The sequence below is a fragment of the Streptomyces sp. NPDC056144 genome (genome assembly GCF_042264145.1).
GTDB lineage: Bacteria > Actinomycetota > Actinomycetes > Streptomycetales > Streptomycetaceae > Streptomyces.
Window position 1 is genome coordinate 163,667 of sequence record NZ_JBHJVF010000008.1, and the last position, 21,996, is coordinate 185,662.

19 protein-coding genes are annotated in these 21,996 nt (G+C 72.6%); 13 read left to right on the top strand and 6 right to left on the bottom strand.

Features of this window, described 5'->3' with window-relative positions; all coding sequences use genetic code 11:
• Positions 1-123 precede the first annotated feature (123 nt).
• Entirely contained in the window at positions 124-999 is an 876-nt protein-coding gene (locus ACFC0Z_RS24465; RefSeq protein WP_376441711.1) for a DUF4253 domain-containing protein, read from the top strand.
• A gap of 25 nt (positions 1,000-1,024) precedes the next feature.
• On the opposite strand, the gene ACFC0Z_RS24470 is transcribed toward ACFC0Z_RS24465, so the two are convergent.
• Complete coding sequence (locus tag ACFC0Z_RS24470; RefSeq protein WP_376441714.1) at positions 1,025-1,624, bottom strand: VanZ family protein; 600 nt, start codon at positions 1,622-1,624, stop codon at positions 1,025-1,027.
• 31 nt (positions 1,625-1,655) lie between these two features.
• A complete protein-coding gene (locus ACFC0Z_RS24475) occupies positions 1,656-2,138 on the bottom strand; it encodes a hypothetical protein (RefSeq protein WP_376441716.1) in 483 nt (160 codons plus the stop codon).
• Positions 2,139-2,347: 209 nt separating this feature from the next.
• Between ACFC0Z_RS24475 and ACFC0Z_RS24480 the strand changes: the two genes are divergently transcribed.
• Complete coding sequence (locus ACFC0Z_RS24480; protein ID WP_376441719.1) at positions 2,348-3,136, top strand: ABC transporter ATP-binding protein; 789 nt, start codon at positions 2,348-2,350, stop codon at positions 3,134-3,136.
• The gene (locus ACFC0Z_RS24485; RefSeq protein ID WP_376441722.1) at positions 3,133-5,730 is read left to right on the top strand and encodes an ABC transporter permease; all 2,598 of its coding nucleotides are present in this window, start codon (positions 3,133-3,135) and stop codon (positions 5,728-5,730) included. The genes ACFC0Z_RS24480 and ACFC0Z_RS24485 overlap by 4 nt, the downstream gene beginning before the upstream one ends.
• Positions 5,731-5,793: 63 nt before the next feature.
• Here ACFC0Z_RS24485 and ACFC0Z_RS24490 read toward each other — a convergent pair whose 3' ends face one another.
• Together ACFC0Z_RS24490 and ACFC0Z_RS24495 are read right to left on the bottom strand one after the other, a co-directional pair.
• Positions 5,794-6,168 carry a type II toxin-antitoxin system VapC family toxin gene (locus ACFC0Z_RS24490; protein ID WP_376441724.1) on the bottom strand — a complete coding sequence of 125 codons (375 nt, stop codon included), beginning with the start codon at positions 6,166-6,168 and terminating at the stop codon, positions 5,794-5,796.
• Positions 6,165-6,431 (bottom strand): type II toxin-antitoxin system Phd/YefM family antitoxin, encoded by a 267-nt coding sequence (locus ACFC0Z_RS24495; protein ID WP_376441727.1) that lies wholly within the window; start codon positions 6,429-6,431, stop codon positions 6,165-6,167. The genes ACFC0Z_RS24490 and ACFC0Z_RS24495 overlap by 4 nt, the downstream gene beginning before the upstream one ends.
• Positions 6,432-6,654: 223 nt before the next feature.
• Here ACFC0Z_RS24495 and mfd point away from each other — a divergent pair, with 223 nt between their 5' ends.
• Positions 6,655-10,191 (top strand): transcription-repair coupling factor, encoded by a 3,537-nt coding sequence (mfd, locus tag ACFC0Z_RS24500; protein ID WP_376441730.1) that lies wholly within the window; start codon positions 6,655-6,657, stop codon positions 10,189-10,191.
• A gap of 50 nt (positions 10,192-10,241) precedes the next feature.
• Positions 10,242-12,248 (top strand): NACHT domain-containing protein, encoded by a 2,007-nt coding sequence (locus tag ACFC0Z_RS24505; RefSeq protein WP_376441732.1) that lies wholly within the window; start codon positions 10,242-10,244, stop codon positions 12,246-12,248.
• Here the strand turns inward: ACFC0Z_RS24505 and ACFC0Z_RS24510 are convergent.
• Positions 12,245-12,814, bottom strand: coding sequence for a TetR/AcrR family transcriptional regulator (locus ACFC0Z_RS24510; protein WP_376441735.1), 570 nt, complete (start codon positions 12,812-12,814; stop codon positions 12,245-12,247). The genes ACFC0Z_RS24505 and ACFC0Z_RS24510 overlap by 4 nt on opposite strands.
• Before the next feature lie 96 nt (positions 12,815-12,910).
• On the opposite strand from ACFC0Z_RS24510, the gene ACFC0Z_RS24515 reads away from it, so the two are divergent.
• The 3 genes from ACFC0Z_RS24515 to ACFC0Z_RS24525 all read left to right on the top strand — a co-directional run bounded on the left by ACFC0Z_RS24515 (position 12,911) and on the right by ACFC0Z_RS24525 (position 15,363).
• The gene (locus ACFC0Z_RS24515) at positions 12,911-13,789 is read left to right on the top strand and encodes a hypothetical protein (protein WP_376441738.1); all 879 of its coding nucleotides are present in this window, start codon (positions 12,911-12,913) and stop codon (positions 13,787-13,789) included.
• A 57-nt stretch (positions 13,790-13,846) separates the two neighbouring features.
• The gene (locus ACFC0Z_RS24520; RefSeq protein WP_376441741.1) at positions 13,847-14,548 is read left to right on the top strand and encodes an HNH endonuclease family protein; all 702 of its coding nucleotides are present in this window, start codon (positions 13,847-13,849) and stop codon (positions 14,546-14,548) included.
• A gap of 68 nt (positions 14,549-14,616) precedes the next feature.
• Positions 14,617-15,363 carry an N-acetyltransferase gene (locus ACFC0Z_RS24525; protein ID WP_376441968.1) on the top strand — a complete coding sequence of 249 codons (747 nt, stop codon included), beginning with the start codon at positions 14,617-14,619 and terminating at the stop codon, positions 15,361-15,363.
• A gap of 63 nt (positions 15,364-15,426) precedes the next feature.
• On the opposite strand, the gene ACFC0Z_RS24530 is transcribed toward ACFC0Z_RS24525, so the two are convergent.
• Positions 15,427-16,239: a DUF4190 domain-containing protein gene (locus ACFC0Z_RS24530; RefSeq protein WP_376441743.1), complete on the bottom strand. Its 813-nt coding sequence runs from the start codon at positions 16,237-16,239 to the stop codon at positions 15,427-15,429.
• Positions 16,240-16,466: 227 nt separating this feature from the next.
• On the opposite strand from ACFC0Z_RS24530, the gene ACFC0Z_RS24535 reads away from it, so the two are divergent.
• The 5 genes from ACFC0Z_RS24535 to ACFC0Z_RS24555 all read left to right on the top strand — a co-directional run bounded on the left by ACFC0Z_RS24535 (position 16,467) and on the right by ACFC0Z_RS24555 (position 21,975).
• Complete coding sequence (locus tag ACFC0Z_RS24535) at positions 16,467-18,539, top strand: N-6 DNA methylase (protein WP_376441971.1); 2,073 nt, start codon at positions 16,467-16,469, stop codon at positions 18,537-18,539.
• Positions 18,540-18,661: 122 nt separating this feature from the next.
• Complete coding sequence (locus ACFC0Z_RS24540; RefSeq protein WP_376441746.1) at positions 18,662-19,267, top strand: hypothetical protein; 606 nt, start codon at positions 18,662-18,664, stop codon at positions 19,265-19,267.
• A complete protein-coding gene (locus tag ACFC0Z_RS24545; protein WP_376441749.1) occupies positions 19,264-20,871 on the top strand; it encodes a serine/threonine-protein kinase in 1,608 nt (535 codons plus the stop codon). Before ACFC0Z_RS24540 ends, ACFC0Z_RS24545 begins: the two co-directional genes overlap by 4 nt.
• A 124-nt stretch (positions 20,872-20,995) precedes the next feature.
• Complete coding sequence (locus tag ACFC0Z_RS24550) at positions 20,996-21,397, top strand: hypothetical protein (RefSeq protein ID WP_376441751.1); 402 nt, start codon at positions 20,996-20,998, stop codon at positions 21,395-21,397.
• A gap of 68 nt (positions 21,398-21,465) precedes the next feature.
• Positions 21,466-21,975, top strand: coding sequence for a GNAT family N-acetyltransferase (locus ACFC0Z_RS24555; RefSeq protein WP_376441754.1), 510 nt, complete (start codon positions 21,466-21,468; stop codon positions 21,973-21,975).
• Positions 21,976-21,996: the final 21 nt, after the last annotated feature.

Here is a 21,996-nt window from a genome sequence, read left to right on the forward strand (position 1 = left end):
ATGGTCCTTTCTTCGTACACCTAAATGTTGAGCGACAGGGTCTCATCGGGAGGGCGAGGGGGGAACCCGGTTTCGGAAAATGGTGGGGGTGTTCGCGCGGGCGGGACCTAGGGTCCTGGGTTCATGACGACGTTCCTCCGCCCGTTCGCTCCGCCCACCCTTCCCGGCCTGCCCGCCGACGACCTCGCCCGTCTCCTGCGCGAGTGGTGGCCCGGAGCCGACATCGAGCGGGCCGTGACGGGGACGGGCGTCGAGATCGTCGGGGTGCGCGTGCCCGCCGAACGGGCCCTCGACGCGTGGGAGCTCGGGCGGCGCGCGCACGGGGAGACCGGCTGGTGGCCCTACGCCACGTCGGCCTCGCCCTGCGGTGAGGCCCGCTACCAGGACGAGGCGGACCTCGACCCCGCCGCGTGGCAACGGACGGTCGCGGAACTCGCCGTCCAGGACCACGACGCCCTCGCCGCGTCGGTCGTCGTCTCCAGCTTCCGGTGGTCGGTCGGCGGCCTCCCCGCCGACGACGAGGACTTCCTCGCCTGGCGGGACGACTACGAACCCGACCGCCTGGCGCCGCTGCTCGCGCCGTCGGTCGCGGAGCCGGCGCGGGTGCCGCCGAAGTGGGGCACCACCCAGACCGGCCGCGAGTACCGCGTCAGCACGCGCTGGGTCAACTTCGTGACGGTCAGGGGTGGTTACGAGCTGCCCGTCCTCCTCCCGTACCTCTACAACAACATGAACTGGTTCGGGCACGACGGCCGTTCCCTGACCCGCCTGGACGACGCGGCCCTCCTGCGCCGCTGGCAGGAACAGTGGGGCGCGCACCTGTTCTTCGCCACGGGCCCCTACCTGGAACTGGTGGTGGACCGCCCACCCCTGGACCCCCGGGGAGCCGCCCAGGCCGCCACCGAGCTGTACGCCTACTGCGGCGACACCGTGCAGGACGCGGTCCAGGCCGGGAACGGGATGGCCCGGTCGACGGTGTGGTCGCTGTGGTGGGACTGAAGGGGGACCGGCCGGGGGGCGTCCCCTAGGGGATTCCCGCTCGGCTTCGGCGGTGCGACGGAGTGCGGCGGTGGGGTCGTCGGCGTGGACGCCGGAGCGGGCGGGTGAGCCGGCCGGCCGCGAGGCAGAGGAGCGCGCCGAGCGCGGCGCCGGTGGTGTTGGCGATCACGTCGTCGATGTCGACGACCCGGCCGGCGGCCATCGCCCACTGCGCGGCCTCGATGAAGAGGCTGAGCGCGAGGCCCATTCTGACGGGTCCCCAAGGGCCGTACGCGGGCCAGGCAAAGCGGAAGGCGACGGCGGCCGGGACGAACATGAGGAGGTTGGCGACCTGCAGGAGCACGTACATCGAGCGCTCCATCGATTCCACGGGGATGTTGCTGAAGAAGAGTGCGTCTCCGGGGATCAGCCACAGGTGGCGACTCCCCGAACCGATCGGCTGATCGGGCGCCAGCGTCGCGACGAGTACCGGCAAGGTGAAGACCGCGCAGAGCACGCGGGCCGGGAGGGGGACCAGGCGGGGGGCGAGGCGCTCACATCCGTAGGCGATGACGCTGAGCAGGAGCAGCGCGAGGAGGGCGCACGTCACGGAGTACGTGTCGATGGAGAAGAGGATGCGCCACACGGCTCGCGCCTGCTCCTTGGTATTGCGGTGGCTAGTAGCAGAGCCACTCGGTGCCGTACGTCGTGTTGCCTGACTTCATCTGGCCGCGAACGCACCAGCCGGGGTCGGTGGTGTAGTAGCGGGATGCCCTGCCGTACGTGCCGACCTTGATGGTTCGCTCGGCGATCCAGTCGGTCGGATGAATGGTTCCGTCGGGAATCTTGAACTGGATTCCCATCTGGACGGTCACGGTTCCGCTCCCGGAATGACGGTAGTAGCTGACCTCGAACGTTCCGGAGGCTCCGGATGGTTTGTTGACGCAGAGCTGGCCGTTGGCGAGGTCGCCGCAGCCGTCCGGAGTCGCCATTGCCGCAGGTGCGGTCGCGGTTCCGAGTGCCAGGACGAAGGCGAGGCTCGCGAAGAGTGAAGCGATTCGACGAAGCAAAGGCCCTCCCGATCTGAGGGTGATCAGTGCATCACTGAAGGTAACGGCGCGAAGGTGGGATCGCTGGATTCCGGTGGAGGGTTCACTCACGAAGAGGGCGCCTGAGGCGTTGGGGCGGGCGCTTCGGTTTCGGGGCGAGTGCGCCCCGCCCCCTAGGGGATTCCCCCGCAGGCAGACCAGGGGTCGGTCGTCCCGGGGGAGGACGAGGGAGGCGGGGGGTCGGTCCTTAACTGGGACTTACGTGCCGCACCGTTCCGCGGCGCCCCGCACACTCCGCACCCTGCCTCTAGGAGAAGACCGTGACCTCGGCTGTGACCATCCCCAAGAACGGGAGTACGGGAGGGACGACGGCCGTCGCCGCACGGGCGCGGCAGGTCGTCAAGGCGTACGGCAGCGGGGAGACCCGGGTCGTCGCCCTCGACTCCGTCGACGTCGACATCGCGCGCGGCGCTTTCACCGCGATCATGGGGCCGTCCGGTTCCGGCAAGTCGACCCTGATGCACTGCCTCGCCGGGCTCGATTCGGTGAGCAGCGGCCAGATCTACCTCGGCGAGGCCGAGATCACCGGGCTGAAGGACAAGAAGCTCACCCAGCTGCGCCGGGACCGCATCGGGTTCATCTTCCAGGCCTTCAACCTGCTCCCCACCCTGAACGCGATCGAGAACATCACCCTCCCCATGGACATCGCGGGGCGGAAGCCGGACGCCGAGTGGCTGCGCCGGGTCGTCGACACCGTCGGGCTCTCCGACCGGCTCAAGCACCGGCCCACCGAGCTCTCCGGCGGCCAGCAGCAGCGTGTGGCCGTCGCGCGGGCCCTCGCCGCGCGGCCCGAGATCATCTTCGGCGACGAGCCGACCGGCAACCTCGACTCCCGGGCCGGAGCCGAAGTCCTCGGCTTCCTGCGGCAGTCCGTCGACGAGCTGGGCCAGACCATCGTCATGGTCACGCACGACCCCGTCGCCGCCTCCTACGCCGACCGCGTCCTCTACCTCGCCGACGGCCGGATCGTCGACGAGATGGAGCGGCCCACCGCCGACGCCGTCCTCGACCGCATGAAGGACTTCGACGCGCGCGGGCGGACGTCATGAGCTCCCGGTCGACCGTCCTCAAGACGTCACTCCGCAACTTCCTCTCGCACAAGGGGCGGATGGCGCTCTCCGCCATCGCCGTCCTCCTCTCCGTCGCCTTCGTCTCGGGCACCCTCGTCTTCACCGACACGATGAACACGACGTTCGACAAGCTCTTCGCGTCGACCGCCGGGGACGTCACCGTCAGCCCCAAGGACGCCGCCGAGAACGACGAGATCCCGCAGAACGGCCGCCCCGCCGCCCTCCCCGCCTCCCTCGTCGAGCAGGTGAAGTCGGCGGACGGCGTCGAGGACGCGCTCGGTGTCGTCGTCTCGATGAGCGTCACCGTCGTCGACGCGAAGAACGAGAACATCGGCCCCACCAGCGGCGCCCCCACCATCGCCGGGAACTGGAACCCCAACGAGCTCCGCTCCGTCGAGCTCGTCTCCGGCCACGAGCCGCGCGGGCCCACCGACGTCGTCGTGGACGGCGCCACCGCCGAGAAGCACGGCCTGAAGCTCGGCGACGAGCTGCGGACGGTCGCCGTCGACGGCGACTTCACCGCGAAGATCTCCGGCATCGTCGACTTCAAGGTCACCAACCCGGGCGCCACCGTCGTCTACTTCGACACGGCGACCGCGCAGAAGGAACTCCTCGGCAAGGAAGGGGTGTTCACGAACGTCGTCGCCGACGCCCAGCCGGGTGTCAGCAACGAGCAGCTGAAGGCGAGCATCGCCACGGCCGTCGGCGGCACCGGCGCCTACAAGCTCCAGACCGCCGCCGAGGCCGCCGACGCGGGCCGCGAGGACGTCGCCGGATTCCTCGACGTCATGAAGTACGCCATGCTCGGCTTCGCCGGCATCGCCTTCCTCGTCGGCATCTTCCTCATCGTCAACACCTTCTCCATGCTGGTCGCCCAGCGCACCCGCGAGATCGGCCTCCTCCGGGCCATCGGCTCCAGCCGCAAGCAGGTGAACCGTTCCGTCCTCGTCGAGGCGCTCCTCCTCGGCGTCGTCGGCTCCGTCGCCGGTGTCGCGGCGGGCGTCGGGCTCGCCATCGGGCTCATGGAACTCATGTCCTCCATGGGCATGGAGCTCTCCACCCGCGACCTCACCGTCGCGTGGACGACCCCCGTCGTCGGCATCACCCTCGGCGTCGTCGTCACCGTCCTCGCCGCGTACATTCCCGCCCGCCGGGCCGGGAAGGTGTCCCCGATGGCCGCGCTGCGCGACGCGGGCACCCCCGCCGCGGGAGACGGCAAGGCGGGCCGGGTCCGTGCGGCCCTGGGTCTCGCCCTCACCGCCGCCGGTGCCGGGGCCCTGTGGGCCGCCACCCGCGCCGCCGAGGCCGGACCCGGCTCCCTCTGGCTCGGCCTCGGCGTCGTCCTCACCCTCCTCGGGTTCATCGTCATCGGCCCGCTCCTCGCCGGCGTCGTCGTCCGCGTCCTCGGCGCCCTCGTCCTGCGGGTCTTCGGCCCCGTCGGCCGCCTCGCCGAACGCAACGCGCTCCGCAACCCGCGCCGCACCGGCGCGACCGGCGCGGCCCTGATGATCGGCCTCGCGCTCGTCGCCTGCCTGTCGGTCGTCGGCTCCTCGATGGTCGCCTCGGCCACGGACGAGCTGGACCGTTCCGTCGGCGCCGACTTCATCGTCCAGTCCGGTACGGGGCAGCCGATCGTCCCGCAGGCGCAGGCCGCGCTGGAGAAGGTCCCGTCGCTCGACCACGTCACCGAGTACAAGTGGGTCGACGCGAAGATCACCGACCCGAGTGGGAAGACGACGACGGCCGACCTGGCCGCCACCGACCCCTCGTACGTGAAGGACCTGCGCCGCGAGGTCACCTCCGGCACCCTCACCGACGCGTACGGCGAGAACGCGATGTCCGTCGGCAGCGACTACGCCACCGAGCACCGCGTGAAGGTCGGCGACGTCCTGACCGTCGCGTTCAAGGGCGGCGAGACGGCGAAGCTGAAGGTCGCCGCGATCACGGCGGACGTCGGCCAGGTCGACAAGGGCGCGATGTACACGAACGTCACCACTCTCACCCGCTACCTGCCCGCCGACCGGATTCCGCAGAGCATGCTGATCCTCGCCGGCGCGAAGGACGGCCAGGAGGCGGAGGCGTACCAGGCGGTCAAGGACGCGCTCGCGCCCTACCCGCAGTACCAGGCCAGCAACCAGGCCGACTACAAGGAGACCCTCAAGGACCAGGTCGGCCAGCTGCTCAACATCGTGTACGGGCTCCTCGCCCTCGCGATCGTCGTCGCGATCCTCGGCGTCGTGAACACGCTGGCCCTGTCGGTCGTCGAGCGGACCCGCGAGATCGGCCTCATGCGCGCCATCGGCCTCTCGCGCCGCCAGCTGCGCCGCATGATCCGCCTGGAGTCCGTGGTCATCGCCCTCTTCGGCGCCCTCCTCGGCCTCGGCCTGGGCATGGGCTGGGGCACGGCCGCCCAGAAGCTCCTGGCCCTGGAGGGCCTCGGCGTACTGGAGATCCCCTGGCCGACGATCCTCACCGTCTTCGTCGGCTCCGCCTTCGTCGGCCTCTTCGCGGCCCTGGTCCCGGCGTTCCGGGCGGGCCGGATGAACGTCCTGAACGCGATCGCGAGCGAGTAGCCGCCCGCGAAGGAAGCAGCCGTACGGCCCCGGGGCACGCGCCCCGGGGCCGTATCGCGTCACTCAGACCGTCAGGACCTGCACGTCGTACAACGGGATGTTCTTGTCCCGCGTGACCAGGGTCAGGCCCTCGGTCTGGGCCTGCGCGATCAGTATCCGGTCGAAGGGGTCGCGGTGGTGGGGCGGGAGCTTGCCGGCGCGGATTCCGTGCAGTCCGGTGATCGGGAGCGGCTTGAGCTGGCATGCCTGCGCCAGCTCGGGCAGGTCGGCGGGGCCGTCGAGCTTGCCGAGTGCCTGCTTGACGGAGAGCTCCCACGGCGTGACGGCGCTGACGTACGCGTGCTCCTCCGTGTCGAGCAGGTCCTTGATCTCGTCGGAGAGCCGGGTGGAGTCGAGCAGCCACCAGACGACGACGTGCGTGTCGACGAGCAGCTTCACTCCGTGGTGCCTTCCTCGCCGAGCCCGAACGCCTCGGCGAAGCCGGGGTCGTCGGAGATGTCGTCGAAGTCTTCGTGGAACACGACGGGGTCGGTGAGGGAGCCCCGGGCCGTGCGCCGGACCTTCCCCCGCAGGGGGATCACCTTCGCCACCGGTTCCCCGGACTTGCTGATGATCACCTCCTCGCCGGTCGCGACCGCCTCCAGGATCTTGGAGAAGTGGGTCTTCGCCTCGTGGACGTTGTACTGCCGGGCTGCTTCCATCGCGGCCTCTCACAGCTAGGAAACCATTGAGTGGACTAACTACCGGACTAAGTTTAGTGGGATCGACCGACCGTCGGCCAGCTCCGTCACCCTCCCGAGTGGCCCCCTTCCTTCGGGCGAGTGACCGTGACACGCCGTAGGCTGGGCACCCCGGCCCGTTCGACGTGTCGGGCCGTTCGCGTTGTCCGTCGTCTGTTCTCCGTACGCCCCGGGATGGAAGTCCATGAGCCTGCACGGTCTCCTCGATGTCGTCGTGAAGGACGCGGCCCTCGCCGAGGCGGTGAAGGCCGCCGCCGACGGGAACCGCCCGCACCTGGACCTGGTCGGGCCCGCGGCCGCGCGGCCGTTCGCGCTCGCCGCGCTCGCGCGCGACTCCGGGCGGCCCGTGCTCGCCGTGACCGCGACCGGGCGGGAGGCCGAGGACCTGGCGGCCGCGCTGCGCTCGCTCCTCGACCCGGACACGGTCGCCGAGTACCCCTCCTGGGAGACCCTGCCCCACGAGCGGCTCTCGCCCCGTTCCGACACCGTCGGCCGCCGCCTCGCCGTTCTGCGCCGGCTCGCGCACCCGCGTGCCGACGACCCGGCCGCCGGGCCCGTCAGCGTCGTCGTCGCGCCCATCCGCTCCGTACTCCAGCCGCAGGTCAAGGGGCTCGGGGACCTGGAGCCGGTCTCGCTGCGGTCCGGCCAGACGGCCGATCTCAACGAGGTCGTCGAGGGGCTCGCGGCAGCCGCGTACTCCCGGGTCGAGCTCGTCGAGAAGCGCGGCGAGTTCGCCGTCCGCGGCGGCATCCTGGACGTCTTCCCGCCCACCGAGGAGCATCCGCTCCGCATCGAGTTCTGGGGCGACGACGTCGAGGAGATCCGTTACTTCAAGGTCGCCGACCAGCGGTCCCTCGAAGTCGCCGAGCACGGGCTCTGGGCCCCGCCCTGCCGCGAGCTGCTGCTGACCGAGGACGTGCGGGAGCGGGCCGCCGCGCTCGCGCTCGCCCACCCCGAGCTCGGCGAAATGCTCGACAAGATCGCCGAGGGGATCGCCGTCGAGGGCATGGAGTCCCTCGCTCCCGTCCTCGTCGACGACATGGAGCTGCTCCTCGACGTCCTCCCCAAGGGCGTCATGGCCGTCGTCTGCGACCCCGAGCGGGTGCGGACCCGGGCCGCCGACCTCGTCGCCACCTCGCAGGAGTTCCTCCAGGCCTCCTGGGCCGCCACCGCCGGCGGCGGCGAGGCCCCGATCGACGTCGGCGCGGCCTCCCTGTGGGGGATCGCGGACGTCCGGGACCGGGCGCGCGAGCTGGACATCGCCTGGTGGTCGGTGTCGCCGTTCGCGGCCGACGAGGCGGCCGACGGCGACGGCGACACCCTCACGCTCGGCATGCACGCCCCCGAGTCCTACCGCGGCGACACCGCCCGCGCCCTCGCCGACACCAAGGGCTGGCTCGCCGACGGCTGGCGCACGGTCTACGTGACCGAGGCCCACGGCCCCGCCTCCCGTACCGTCGAGGTCCTCGGCGGCGAGGGCATCCCCGCCCGCCTCGACGCCGACCTCGCCGAGATCTCCCCGGCCGTCGTCCACGTCTCCACCGGCTCGATCGACCACGGCTTCGTCGACCAGGCGCTCAAGCTCGCCGTCCTCACCGAGACCGACCTGTCCGGCCAGAAGGCGGCCGGCAAGGACGGCCAGCGGATGCCGGCCAAGCGCCGCAAGACGATCGACCCGCTGACCCTGGAGGTCGGCGACTACATCGTCCACGAGCAGCACGGCGTCGGCCGGTACGTCGAGATGGTCCAGCGGACCGTGCAGGGCGCCACCCGCGAGTACCTCCTCGTCGAGTACGCCCCCGCCAAGCGCGGCCAGCCCGGCGACCGCCTCTACATCCCCACCGACCAGCTGGAGCAGGTCACCAAGTACGTCGGCGGCGAGGCCCCGACCCTGCACCGGCTCGGCGGCGCCGACTGGACGAAGACCAAGCAGAAGGCGAAGAAGGCGGTCAAGGAGATCGCCGCCGACCTGATCAAGCTGTACTCGGCCCGCATGGCCGCCCCCGGCCACGCCTTCGGCCCGGACACCCCCTGGCAGCGCGAGCTGGAGGACGCCTTCCCGTACGCGGAGACGCCCGACCAGCTGTCCACCATCGCCGAGGTGAAGGAGGACATGGAGAAGACGGTCCCCATGGACCGCCTGATCTGCGGCGACGTCGGCTACGGCAAGACGGAGATCGCCGTCCGGGCCGCCTTCAAGGCCGTCCAGGACGGCAAGCAGGTCGCCGTCCTCGTCCCGACGACGCTCCTCGTGCAGCAGCACTTCGGCACGTTCAGCGAGCGGTACTCGCAGTTCCCGGTGAAGGTCCGGGCGCTCTCCCGCTTCCAGAGCGACACCGAGTCGAAGGCGACCCTGGAAGGCCTGAAGGAAGGATCCGTCGACGTCGTCATCGGCACCCACCGCCTCTTCTCCTCCGAGACGAAGTTCAAGGACCTCGGTCTCGTCATCGTCGACGAGGAGCAGCGCTTCGGCGTCGAGCACAAGGAACAGCTGAAGAAGCTCCGCGCCAACGTGGACGTCCTGACCATGTCCGCCACGCCCATCCCCCGTACGCTCGAAATGGCGGTCACCGGCATCCGCGAGATGTCGACGATCACCACCCCGCCGGAGGAGCGGCACCCGGTCCTCACCTTCGTGGGGCCGTACGAGGAGAAGCAGATCGGCGCGGCCGTGCGGCGTGAACTCCTGCGCGAGGGCCAGGTGTTCTACATCCACAACCGGGTCGACTCCATCGACCGGGCCGCCGCCCGGCTCCGCGAGATCGTGCCCGAGGCGCGGATCGCGACCGCCCACGGCCAGATGTCGGAGTCGGCGCTCGAACAGGTCGTCGTCGACTTCTGGGAGAAGAAGTTCGACGTCCTCGTCTCGACGACGATCGTCGAGTCCGGCATCGACATCTCCAACGCGAACACGCTGATCGTCGAGCGCGGCGACAACTTCGGCCTCTCGCAGCTCCACCAGCTGCGCGGCCGCGTCGGCCGAGGCCGCGAGCGCGGGTACGCGTACTTCCTGTACCCGCCGGAGAAGCCGCTCACCGAGACCGCGCACGAGCGGCTCGCGACGATCGCCCAGCACACCGAGATGGGCGCGGGCATGTACGTGGCCATGAAGGACCTGGAGATCCGCGGCGCGGGCAACCTCCTCGGCGGCGAGCAGTCCGGCCACATCGCGGGCGTCGGCTTCGACCTGTACGTACGGATGGTCGGCGAGGCGGTCGCGGACTACCGGGCGCAGCTGGAAGGCGGCGAGGAGGAGGAAGCGCCGCTGGAGGTCAAGATCGAACTCCCCGTCGACGCCCACATGCCCCACGACTACGCGCCCGGCGAGCGGCTCCGCCTCCAGGCGTACCGCTCGATCGCCTCGGCGAACTCCGAGGAGGACATCCGGGCGGTACGCGAGGAACTCACCGACCGCTACGGCAAGCTGCCCGAACCGGTCGAGAACCTGCTCCTCGTCGCCGGCCTGCGGATGCTGGCGCGGGCCTGCGGGGTGGGCGAGATCGTCCTCCAGGGCTCCAACATCCGCTTCGCGCCGGTGGAGCTGCGGGAGTCGCAGGAACTGCGGCTCAAGCGGCTGTACCCGCGGACGGTCATCAAGCCGGGAGCCCACCAGATCCTGGTGCCGCGGCCGACGAGCGGGAAGATCGGCGGGAAGCCGGTGGTCGGGCGCGAACTGCTCGCGTGGACCGGGGAGTTCCTGACGACGATTCTCGGATCGTGATTCTCGGATCGTAGGTCTGTGCACGGCCCCCGTCCGGCAGGATTGGCCCCATGTCGGACGGGGGACGCGCGTGGCGTCGGTGGCTGCTGTGGGCGGGGGTGCTCGGCCTCGCGGCGGCGGGCGTCCTCTGGGCGCTGGACGGCGAGGACACGGCCGGTCCGATGGAACTGTCCGAGCGGACCGACCTGATCGCGATGGTCTGCGGGGTGCTGGGCGGGGTGGCGGTGCTGGCCACGTTGTGGCGGCGGCCGGAGGAAGCGGAGGCGGAGGCGGTCGCGCGGCTGGCGCGCGAGGTGAAGGTGCTCGGTGAACCCCAGTGGTCGAGTTCGCTCGGCGGTGACCTGACCGCGATCGACGTGACCTTCGCCTTCCGCCCGTACGCGAACGCGCGCGCCGCCGAGCTGCCGGCGAGCCCGCAGGGCCGGCTGGAGAAGGTGGTCGAGGACTACCGGGAGCTGCGGCCCCGCCGGATGGTGATCACCGGCGAGCCGGGCGCCGGAAAGACCGTCCTGGCACGGAAGTTCGTGATGGAACTGTGCCGGGTCCGCGAGGACCGCGAACCCGTTCCGGTGCTCGTCGCGCTGGCAGACTGGGACCCGGGGGAGCCGCTCCTCGACTGGCTCGCCGGGCACCTGGAGCGGGACTACGGCATGCCGCCGGCGTCCGCGCGCAGGGTGGTCGCCGCCCGCATGGTGCTGCCCGTTTTGGACGGGCTCGACGAGATGGACCCGGACGGCACCGCCGGGGCGGACTCGCGCGCGGGCCGCGCTCTCGCCGCCCTCGCCCGCCACCAGGACGGCATCGCGCCGGGGCCGCTCGTCCTGACCTGCCGGACGCGGGAGTACGACCTCATGGAGGCGGACGGCGAGCACATCCTCGACGCGGCGCGCATCGAGATCGCCCCCGTGACTCCCGCGCAGGCGCGGGACTTCCTGGCGGTGCGGGGCGCGGCCCGCCGCCCCGCGCTCTGGCAGCCCGTCCTCGACGAGCTGCGCGACCGGCCGGCCGGCGTCCTGGCCCGCGCCCTCTCCACACCGTGGCGGCTGACGCTCGCGGCGGTGGCGTACGACAGGGCGGCCGACCCGGGCGAGCTGCTCGCGGCGGCGGGGGAGCGGCAGCTGGCGGACCTGCTCCTGTCCCGGTTCATCCCGGCCTCCGTCGCGAACACGCCGGTGGGGCGGGGGCGGTATCCGGTGCGGCAGGTGCACCGGCGGCTGCACGAGCTGGCGAGGCTGCTGGGCGCGGGATCGCGGGCGGGGACCGATCTGCCGCTGTTGGCGCTCGGTTTGCTGGTGCCGCAGCGGCTGCTGTCGCTGATCCCGTACCTCGTCCTCATGCCGGCCGCTGTCGTGGCCGTGGTGCCGGTCGTGCGGGCGATGGTGAACGGTTCCCCCCTCGTACCGATCGAGAGGGACCGGCTGGTCGGCCAGACGGCGGCCTATGGGCTGCTCCTCCTCCTGCTCAGCTTCCGGGGGCTGGGGCCCTCGGCCCGCCTCGCCCTTCCACGGCTCGGCAGCCATCTCTGGATGGTCGGTCTGCGGCGCGCGCGGCCGAAGCTGCTCGGTTTCCCGTGGGGGCCGCTGCTCCTGGGACAGCTGGCGATCGCCGTGTGGCTCGGGCTGCCCGAGGCGGACGGCGGGAGGGGCGACCTGGCGGCGGCGGCGGTCGCGCTCCTCGTGTGGACGGCGGTGCTCGTGGTCCTCTCGGCCACGGAGCTCGACAGCACCGCCGTCGGTACGGGAGGCCAGTTCCGGGCGCAGGCCTTCTGGGCCCTCGTGCTCACCGGGGCCGCCGGACTCCTGGCGATGGAGGTGGTGGGCGGCTCCGTGGTGTCGGTCTTTCCGGTGGGGCTGCTGCTGGGGCTCGCGGCCGCGATGGCGACGAGGCTGGTCGGCTACTACCTCTTCCTCCTGGGGAGGCTCGGCCGCCTGCCCCTCCGCCTCGCCCGCTTCCTCGACTGGTCCGTCTCCGCCGGTCTCCTGCGCACCTCAGGCGCCGCCTACCAGTTCCGGCACCGGGAGTTCCAGGAGTGGCTGGTGCGGAATCCCACGCCTTAGGGGCTGGTGAACAGCAGGCCCGTCAGGGAGCGGAAGTAGTCCTCCGGGGCGCGGCCTCCGAGGGCCGCGTCGACGTTGCCCGTCAACACCAGCGTCGCGAACCCGTGGGCCAGGGACCAGGCCGCGATGCCCGCCTCCCGGGCGTCGGGGACGGCGGAGGTCCCGGCGAGGTCCGCCACCCCGGCGCGCAGTTCCTCCGACGCGCGGGCCTTCGCCGCCACGAGGTCCGGGTCGTCCGCGCGGAGCAGGTCCGGCTGGAACATGACCTGGAAGTGGGCCGGGTGGTCCGCTGCGAACCGTACGTACCGCACCCCGCGTTCCCGCAGTTCCGGTGTCCCGGCGAGGGTCTGGGCCAGGAGGTCGTAGCCCTGCGCGGCGATCGCGGTGAGGAGGCCGGTGCGGTCGCCGAAGTGGTGGGCGGGGGCCGCGTGGGAGACGCCCGCGCGGCGGGCCAGGTCGCGGAGGCTGAGGGCCGCCGGGCCGTCCGAGGCGATCACGTCGAGGGCGGCGGCGAGGACGGCGTGCCGCAGGTCGCCGTGGTGGTAGCTCTTCGGGCGCGTGGTCATGGGGTGAGCCTAGCCCTCATCTTGTCATTGACAAGTTACCGGACCGCGCGCACTATCTAGTCAGTGACAAGTTCACCGTGATCGAGAGGGCTCCCCATGGAATCCGCACGCGTCCGTCAGATGTGGCACCTGCTCGAACCCCTGCACGCCCTGCTCTACTACGCCCCCGAGGCCTTCGACGAGGCCGCCGCCCTCGGGTACGACACCGCCGAGCGCTGGCCCTCCTACTTCGCCTGGCGCTCCGCGCCGCTCGGCGCGGTCGGGCCCGAGCGGGTGGCCTCGGCCTTCTACAGCTTCAGCCCGTCGATGGTCCGCCGGTACGTCCCCGAGGCGTACGTCCCCGGGGCCGGTGAACCCGCCGACGTCCTCGCCGCCCGGCTCCGCGCCGTCGACCGCACCTACCGGGCCGTCCTGGGAGAGGACCTGGTCAAGGGGGCCGAGCTCGCCGAGGCCGCCCACCTGACCCGTACCGCCGCCGAGGCGGCAGAGGTGGCGGGCCGGCCGCTCGCCGTCGCCAACGCCGTCCTGCCCTGGCCCGACGCCCCGCACCTCGTCCTCTGGCAGGCCGCCACCGTCCTGCGCGAGCACCGGGGGGACGGACACCTCGCCGCGCTGCTCGCCGCCGGGCTCGACCCGGTCGAGGCGCTCGTCTCCTTCGCCGCGATCGGCGCCGCGCCCGAGGCCGTCTTCGAGAGCCGGGGGTGGACGGCGGGGGAGTGGGCCGCCGCGCGGGAGCGGCTCGCCGCGCGCGGGCTCGTCGAGGCGGGGGGCGGGCCGGTCGCCGCCACCGACGAGGGCCGCGCCCTGCGCGCCGAGGTCGAGGGGCGGACCGACGCGCTCGCCGCCGGACCCTGGGACGCCCTCGGCTCCGACGGCACCGCCCGGCTCGCCGAACTCCTCGGCGGACCCTGGCTCGCCGCGATCGGCTCGGGACTCCTGCCCGGCGAGAACACCCTCGGCATCGGCAAGGTCTGAGGAAAAAGCGATCAAAGGTGCGAAACGCGCCTATCTGTACAGCCTAGGATTCCTCGGGTGCTGACGTATCTGACGAATCGAAAGACCCTGACCGCCACCGCGCTCGCCGCCGCCTCCCTCGTGCTCGCCACCGGCTGCCTGCCCGGGGAGGACGCCGCCGCCCCCGGGGGCGGCACGGGCGGGAAGCCCGCCGCGGGCGGGTCCGCGCTCGCCGCCGTCGACACCCTCACCGTCAAGGGCCGCGGCCCGAAGACCGGTTACGACCGGGAGAAGTTCGGCCGCGCCTGGGCGGACGTCGACGGCAACGGCTGCGGCACCCGCGACGACATACTCAAGCGCGACCTCGCCGGTGTCCGGTTCGCCGACGACCGCCGCTGCAAGGTCGCCTCCGGCACGCTCACCGACGACCCGTACACCGGGACCGACGTGAAATACGTCCGGGGGCGCAGCAAGGTCGACATCGACCACGTCGTCGCGCTCTCCGACGCCTGGCAGAAGGGCGCGCACAAGTGGGACGCCGACACCCGGCGCCGCTTCGCGAACGACCCGCTCAACCTGCTCGCCGTCGACGCCTCGACCAACCGCCGCAAGTCCGACGGCGACGCGGCGACCTGGCTGCCGCCGAACAAGTCCTACCGCTGCACGTACGTGGCCCGGCAGATCGCCGTGAAGAAGAAGTACGGGGTGTGGGTGACGAAGGGGGAGCGGGACGCGATGAAGCGCGTCCTGGAGAGCTGCCCGCAGCAGAAGCTCCCGTAAGTCCTCCCGTAATTCAGTAGGACGTCCGGAAGATCATCTTTACTCTGCTCGGCATGGACGCGAAAGACCTGAACCTGCGCATCACCACCCTCGCCGAGCGGCCCGAGCTCGAAGGCCCGATGTGGGGCATGCTCGACCTCTGGCCGGAGTTCATGATGTACGACCCCGTCGGCTGGGCGAACATCGGCCGGATCGTGCGCGAGCTGCCGGAGTACGTCGTCGTCGCCACCGACGCCGAGGGCAAGGTGGTGGCCCGCGGGTTCAGCGTCCCCTTCCGCCTCGACATGGACGGCCGGCGCGAGCTGCCCCCGCGCGGCTGGGACGAGGTGCTGCTCTGGGCCTTCTCCGACCTGCGGGCCGGGCGCGAGACCGACACGGTCAGCGCGATCGAGATCACCGTCGACACGAGCATGCTCGGCAAGGGCGTCTCGTACCTCATGCTCTCCGCGATGCGGGAGAACGTGAAGGCGCGGGGCTTCGCGGAGCTCGTCGCCCCGGTCCGGCCCAACGGCAAGCACCTGGAGGCCGAGTCCTCCATCCACGAGTACGCGTTCCGCACCCGCGAGTCCGACGGCCTGCCCGTCGACCCGTGGCTGCGCGTCCACGTCCGCGCGGGCGGTGTCGTGGAGGCCGTCGCCCCGGCGTCGATGACGGTCTCCGGCTCCGTCGAGCAGTGGCGGAAGTGGACGGGGCTGCCCTTCGACACGGACGGCCCGGTCGTGGTCGAGAGCGCCCTCGTCCCGGTCCACTGCGTCGCCTCGCGCGGGTACGCGGTCTACGTCGAGCCCAACGTGTGGGTGCGGCACCGCGTCTGAGTGGGTGCGTACGAGAAGAGGGGCCCCCGAGGGCCCCTCTTCTCGTCTGTGGCGGGGTCGGTGTCAGCCGACCTTCAGCTCCCACTGCGAGGCGTTGTAGTCCAGGCCCGGGGTGACCTCGACCGTCAGGTCCTTGGCGCCCTTGGGGGCGTCGAAGGCGACCGTGAGGGTGGCCTTCTTGCCGGGAAGGATGGCGCCCTCGAAGGCGGAGCCGACGCCCTCGTCGAAGATCTGCTCGGCCTCGACGCCCTCGGCACCGGCGCGCGCGCTCATCGTGGTGAGGGTGGGGTCGAACTTCTTCGTGCCGCCGTTCTCGATGACGACGGTGACCTTGTAGGCCTGGTTGCCCTTGGTGTGGCCGACCGCGTACTCACCGGCCGTGTACGGCTTCGGGTCCGAGACGGTGACCTTCAGCTTGTCGTCGTAGACCGAGCTGTCGCCGTCCGCGAGGCCCTTGCCCTTGTCCTTGTCGTCCTTGGCGGCGCCGTCCGTCGTGGCGTCCGCCGTCGGGGCCTCGGCCTGCGCCGACGGGTCCTTCGGGGCCGCGCTCTGGACGGCCTTGTCGATCTCCTCCACCGCGTCGCTGACGGCGGTGACCGTGATGACCAGGCCGACCGTCGCGAGGATCAGCGAGACGAGGCCGAGGATCGCGCCGGTGAGCGTCACGCCCTTGTTGTTGGCCTCGCCGCGCTTCACGCGGCCCTTGCCGACCAGGCCGAGGACCAGGGCGATCAGGCCGAGCGTGCCGGCCAGCCAGAAGAGCAGCGGGATGAGTCCGGAGAGCGCGCCGATGATGCCGAGGATCAGGGCCGCGGTGCCGAGGCCGTTGCGCATGACCCGCTGCGGGGCCGCCGGAACCTGCGTGTCGAACGACATGAGTGTGTCCTCCCGGACGAAGAAGCCGTCTGAAGCGATGGGTCAATCACAGCAGAGCTTGTGAACCGAGTCAACACGGTTCACGAGAAACGAGTCCGCTCACGCTGTGAAGTGTCCCGGCCGGTGTTCATCGGTAAGATCGATGTCACACGCGGGCGTGCGCGTCAGAGCCAGGGGAGATGAGTCGGGTGCCGGAGAGCGAGAGCGCAGCAGGATCGGCCGCCGAGGTGACCGCCGCCGGGATCGCCCGGCTCGCGGGAGTCGGCCGTGCCGCCGTCAGCAACTGGCGCCGCCGCCACCCCGACTTCCCCAAGCCCGTCGGCGGTACGGAGACCAGCCCCTCCTTCTCCCTCGCCGAGGTCGAGCGGTGGCTTCGCGACCAGGGCAAACTGGCCGAGGTCCCGCTCCGCGAGCGCCTCTGGCAGCAGATCGCGGGCCACCCGGCCGGCGCCGTCACCGCCCTCGTCCACGCGGGCTGCGCGCTCCTCCTCGTACGGGACAGGTCGGCGTCCTGGCCGTCGCTCGCCGCGCTCCCCGACGCGCGGCTCCAGGAGATCCTCCCGGTCGCCCTCGACGAGATCCTGACCCAGCGCCTCGGCCCCGTGCGGGCCGTCCGCACCCCCGCGGCCGCCGAACTGGTCCCCTCCGTCCCCCTCATGCGCGGGGCCGCCGAGCTCGCCGCCGAGCAGGGCGGGGTCCGCCCGGCCTTCGAGTTCCTGCTCGGCCGTCACCTCGACGCCAACCCCCGGCAGTACACGCTGACCCCGCCCGGCCCCGCCGCCCTCATGGCCGCCCTCGCCACGGCCGGTGGCGGAGCCGGACCCCTCACCGTCCTCGACCCCGCCTCCGGCACCGGCGGCCTGCTCAGCGCCGTCGAGCGGCCCGGCGCGATCTGCGGCCAGGACGCCGACCACGACCTCGCCGCGCTCACCGCCCTCCGCCTGGCCCTCGCGACGGACGCCGACATCCGCGTCCGCTTCGGCGACAGCCTGCGCGCCGACGCCTTCCCCACGCTCGCCGCCGACGCCGTCCTCTGCCACCCGCCGTTCAACGAACGCAACTGGGGCCACGACGAGCTGGCCTACGACCCGCGCTGGGAGTACGGCTTCCCGGCCCGCACGGAGTCCGAACTCGCCTGGGTGCAGCACGCCCTGGCCCGCCTCCGCCCCGGCGGCACCGCCGTCCTCCTCATGCCCCCCGCCGCCGCCTCCCGCCGCTCCGGCCGCCGCATCCGCGCCGACCTGCTCCGCAGGGGCGCCCTCCGCGCGGTCGTCGCCCTCCCGGCCGGCGCCGCGCCCCCGTACGGCATCCCGCTCCACCTCTGGGTGCTGCGCCGACCCGTCCCCGGCGACCGCGCCGCCGCCGAACTGCTCCTCGTCGACACCGCGTACGACCGCGCCGACCACCCCGAGCAGGGCGGCCGCGACCGGCTCGACTGGCCGGCCGTGCACACCGCCGCACTCGACGCCTGGACGGCCTTCGACCGGGACGGGACCCTCGCCGCGACCCCCGGCCGGAGCCGCTCCGTCCCCGTCATCGAGCTCCTCGACGACGACGTCGACCTCGCCCCCGCCCGCCACCTCCCGCCCTCCGCCACCGCCGAGGGCGTCACCCAGCTCGCCGGGGTCCGCGAGCGCCTCGCCGAGACCCTGCACCGCACGCGCGCGCTGACCCCGCCGCCCGTGAACGACCCCGGCACCGCCCCCACCGGCGAGTTCACCGGCGGACTCGCCAGCGCGGGCACGACCACCGTCGGCGAACTCGCGCGCGCGGGCGCCCTCACCCTCCACGCGGGCGGTGCGGGCACGGCCCCCGCCGGCGCGCCCGTCCGGGTCCTCACCGACCACGACGTCCTCGGCGACCGGCCGCCCTCCGGCACCCTCCCCGACGGCCCGCCCGAGCCGCCCGTCCTCCTCGCCGCCGGAGACGTCGTCGTCCCCGTCCTCGGCGGCGGAGCGGCCGTCCGGGTCGTCGACGCCTCGGCCGCGGGCGCGGCCCTCGGCCGCAACCTCCAGCTCCTGCGCCCCGACCCGGCCGCGCTCGACCCCTGGTTCCTCGCCGGGTTCCTGCGCGCCACCGCCAACACCCGGCAGGCCAGCAGCTACGCCTCCACCGCCACCCGACTCGACGTACGGCGGCTCCAGCTGCCCCGCCTCCCGCTGCGCGAACAGCGCCGCTTCGGCGAGCGGTTCAAGGCCCTCGCCGAGTTCGAGGAGACACTGCGCCTGGCCTCCCGGCTCGGCGAGCAGCTCGTGCAGGGCCTCCACGACGGCCTGGCCAACGGCACGGTGGCGCCCTAGGGCCCTGGGGGAGCCATAACGGTTCAGTTCAACCGGGATCCGATGTCGGTGACGGTGTATACGCTCGACATCGCCACCGACGTGCCGACGCACATCGCCCCGTTCGAGCAGGAGCAGCCGAGATGTACGGCCCCAGCCAGGCCCCGCAGCCGCCGCCGCAGCCCACCTCCGCCTCCGGTGGGCTGATCGCGCTGCGCGTGCTGTTCGTCGCGCTCCCGCTGCTCAGCTGCGGCTTCCTCGCCGGGGCGCCCCTGCTCCGGCTCGCGGTGCTCACGCGCAGGGCGCGGGACTGGTGGCTCTTCGGCCTCGCCGTCGTCGCCTCGCTCGCCCTGTTCGTGTACATGGGGGTCACGGGCAGCGACCAGGAGGAGGTGAGCGACCTGGAGGGCTTCCTCGGGGTCGGCGCGATCCTCGCCCTCGGCGCGGGCTCCGTCACGTACTACCTGGTCGGCGAGATCCGGCACTTCGACCGCGTCCGCGCGCTGTCGGTGCCGCCGCAGCCGTACCGGCCGACGGGGTACGCGTACGGGGCCGGCGGCACCGCCGTGACGGTCCCGTCGGCCGGGGCGGCCGCCCCGAACCCGTACCTCGGCGCCCCGCCCCAGCCGCCCCAGCCCACGCCCCAGCCGTCCTCCGCGGCACCCCGCATCGACCAGGTCCGCGCCGAGCTCGACGAGCTCAGCGACCTCCTCCGCAAGGACGGCCGGGAAGGCGACGGCGGCAGGTGAACGGTCGGGTCATCGGCGGGCGTTACGAGCTCTCCGCCCTCGTCGGCCAGGGCGGCATGGGCCAGGTCTGGACGGCGTACGACGGGCGGCTCGACCGCCGGGTCGCCGTGAAGCTGCTCAGGCCCGCCGCCATGACCGGGCCCGCGACCGCCGCCGGCGAGCTGCGCCGCCGGTTCGTGCGCGAGTGCCGGGTCACCGCACAGGTCGACCATCCGGGCCTGGTGACCGTCCACGACGCGGGCAGCGACGGCGAGGACCTCTACCTCGTCATGCAGTACGTGCAGGGCGCCGACCTCGCCGACCACCTCGCCGAGAACGCCCCGTACCCCTGGGAGTGGGCCGTCTGCGTCGCCGCGCAGCTCTGCGCGGTCCTCGCCGCCGTCCACGCCGTGCCGATCGTGCACCGCGACCTCAAGCCGCGGAACGTGATGATCCGCCCCGACGGCACGGTCACCGTCCTCGACCTCGGCGTCGCCTCCGTCCTCGACACGGACACCACGCGCCTCACCCAGACCGGTTCGCCCATCGGCAGCCCCGCGTACATGGCGCCCGAGCAGGCCATGGGCGGCGCCGTCGGCCCGTACACCGACCTGTACGCGCTCGGGATCCTGCTCCACGAGCTGCTCAGCGGGGACGTGCCGTTCTCCGGCTCGACCGCGCTCGGCGTGCTCCACCGGCACCTGTACGAGCCGGTCGTGCCGATCCGTCAGACGCGGCCCGAGGTGCCGGAGGCCCTGGAGGCGCTCGTCCTGCGGCTGCTCGCGAAGGACCCGCGCGCGCGGCCCTCCGGGGCGCAGGAGGTGTACGAGCACCTGCTCCCGCTGCTGCCCGCGCGCGGTGCGCCGGCGGGCCCGATGGACCCGACCCGTCCGTTCCTGCGGCCGCACGCGCCGTGGCCGGAGCGGGCCCCGACGGCGGTGCCGCAGCAGCCGTCCGCACCGGCGGACCCGCGCGCGTACGCCCCCGCACCCGCGTACGCCCCCGTCCCCGCGCCCGTCCCCGTCCCCGCTCCCGCGACTCCCGTCCCCGCGACTCCCGTCCGCAGGGCGGACGTCGCGGGCGCGGTCGACGAGGTCAAGCGGCTGCTCGCGGAGGGCTCGGTCACCCGGGCGGTGGACGTCCTCGGCGGCATCCTGCCCGCGGCGGCGGCCGAGCACGGCGAGGGGTCACCGGTGGTCCGCATCCTGCGCAAACAGTTCGCGTCGACGCTGATGGACGACGGCCAGTACCGGCGCGCGCTGCCGGAACTGCGCCGACTCGCGGCGGACCGCGAGGCGGAGGCGGGCCCGGCGGACGCGCAGTCGCTCCAGTTCCGGTACGACGCGGCGGTCTGTCTGGAGCAGCTCGGCGAGACGGCCGCCGCGCTCACGGCCTTCCTCGCGGTCCTGCCGTACTACGAGCAGGGCGCCGACCCCGCGCGCGCCTTCGACATCCGGCACCGGGTCGGACTGCTGCACCTGGCGACGGGCGAGCACGCGACCGGCCAGGCGGAGCTCCAGCGGCTGCTGTTCGACGCGGAGCGGGCGTACGGCCCGTATCACCCGCTTCCGGCGGAGTTGCGCAGGGCGCTGGAGCACCAGCGGCAGCTGGGGCAGCGGTTCTGACGGAACGACAGGATCACGACTCGGCATCTGATCGAGAAGTGGATCTTCGTGATCCTTTTTGTCGTTTTTGGTGCATGTAACGTTCGCGTCTGATCGTTTCCGCGCCTTCTCTCAAGGACCTCACATGACGACGCCGCCCGCGCCCTTCAGCTCCGAGCAGCAGCCCGCCCAGACCCCCGAGGCTCCCGCGGCTCCCTCGAAGGGGAAGGCGATCCTGAAGAAGGTCGTCGGCGTCCTCGTCGCGATCGTCGTCGCCGTCGCCGTGAAGTTCGGCCTCCCCTACCTGACCGGCGACGCCCCCGTGCACGCCGAGGCCGGCGAGTGCGTGACGGTCACGGGCCCGGACAACGACCCCGAGGTCGCCACCGTCGACTGCGGCGCCGGCAAGGCCGACACCTTCAAGGTCGTCAAGGTCATCGAGGACACCTTCGACGTGAACAAGTGCGGCGAGGACGTCTCGGCGCTCGCGCAGCAGCTGGAGTCGATGAAGTTCGTCCTCTGCCTCGAAGAGGTCCCCGCGAAGTAGCGCGACCCCTGAACGAGGGCCGGAACCCACGGAGTTCCGGCCCTTTCGCGTACCCGTATCGTGGCGGGATGCCAGAGATCCCCGTCCTCCGCACCGAGCGCCTCGACCTCGTCCCCCTCGCCGTGGCGCACGCGCAGGAGATGGCGGAGGTCCTCGCCGACCCGGCCCTCCACGCCTTCATCGGCGGGGCCCCGCTCACCCCGCCCGAACTCCGCGCCCGCTACGAGCGGCTGACGGCCGGCTCGCCCGACCCGGCCGTGGAGTGGGGCAACTGGGTCGTACGGGTCCGCGCCGAGGACCGCCTCGCCGGTACGGTCCAGGCGACCGTCACCGAGGGCGGTTCCACGGCCGAGGTCGCCTGGGTGATCGGCACGGCCTGGCAGGGCCGAGGACTGGCCCGCGAGGCGGCCGAGGCCCTGGTCGACCTGCTGGCCGCCCGGGGCGTCCGTACCGTCCTGGCCCACGTCCACCCCGACCACGCGGCCTCCGCCGCCGTCGCCCGGGCGGCGGGCCTGACGCCGACGGACGTCGTGGAGGACGGGGAAGTCCGCTGGGAGCTGCGGGTCCACGCCAAATAGGAGTGCGGCGACCGGGCGAGG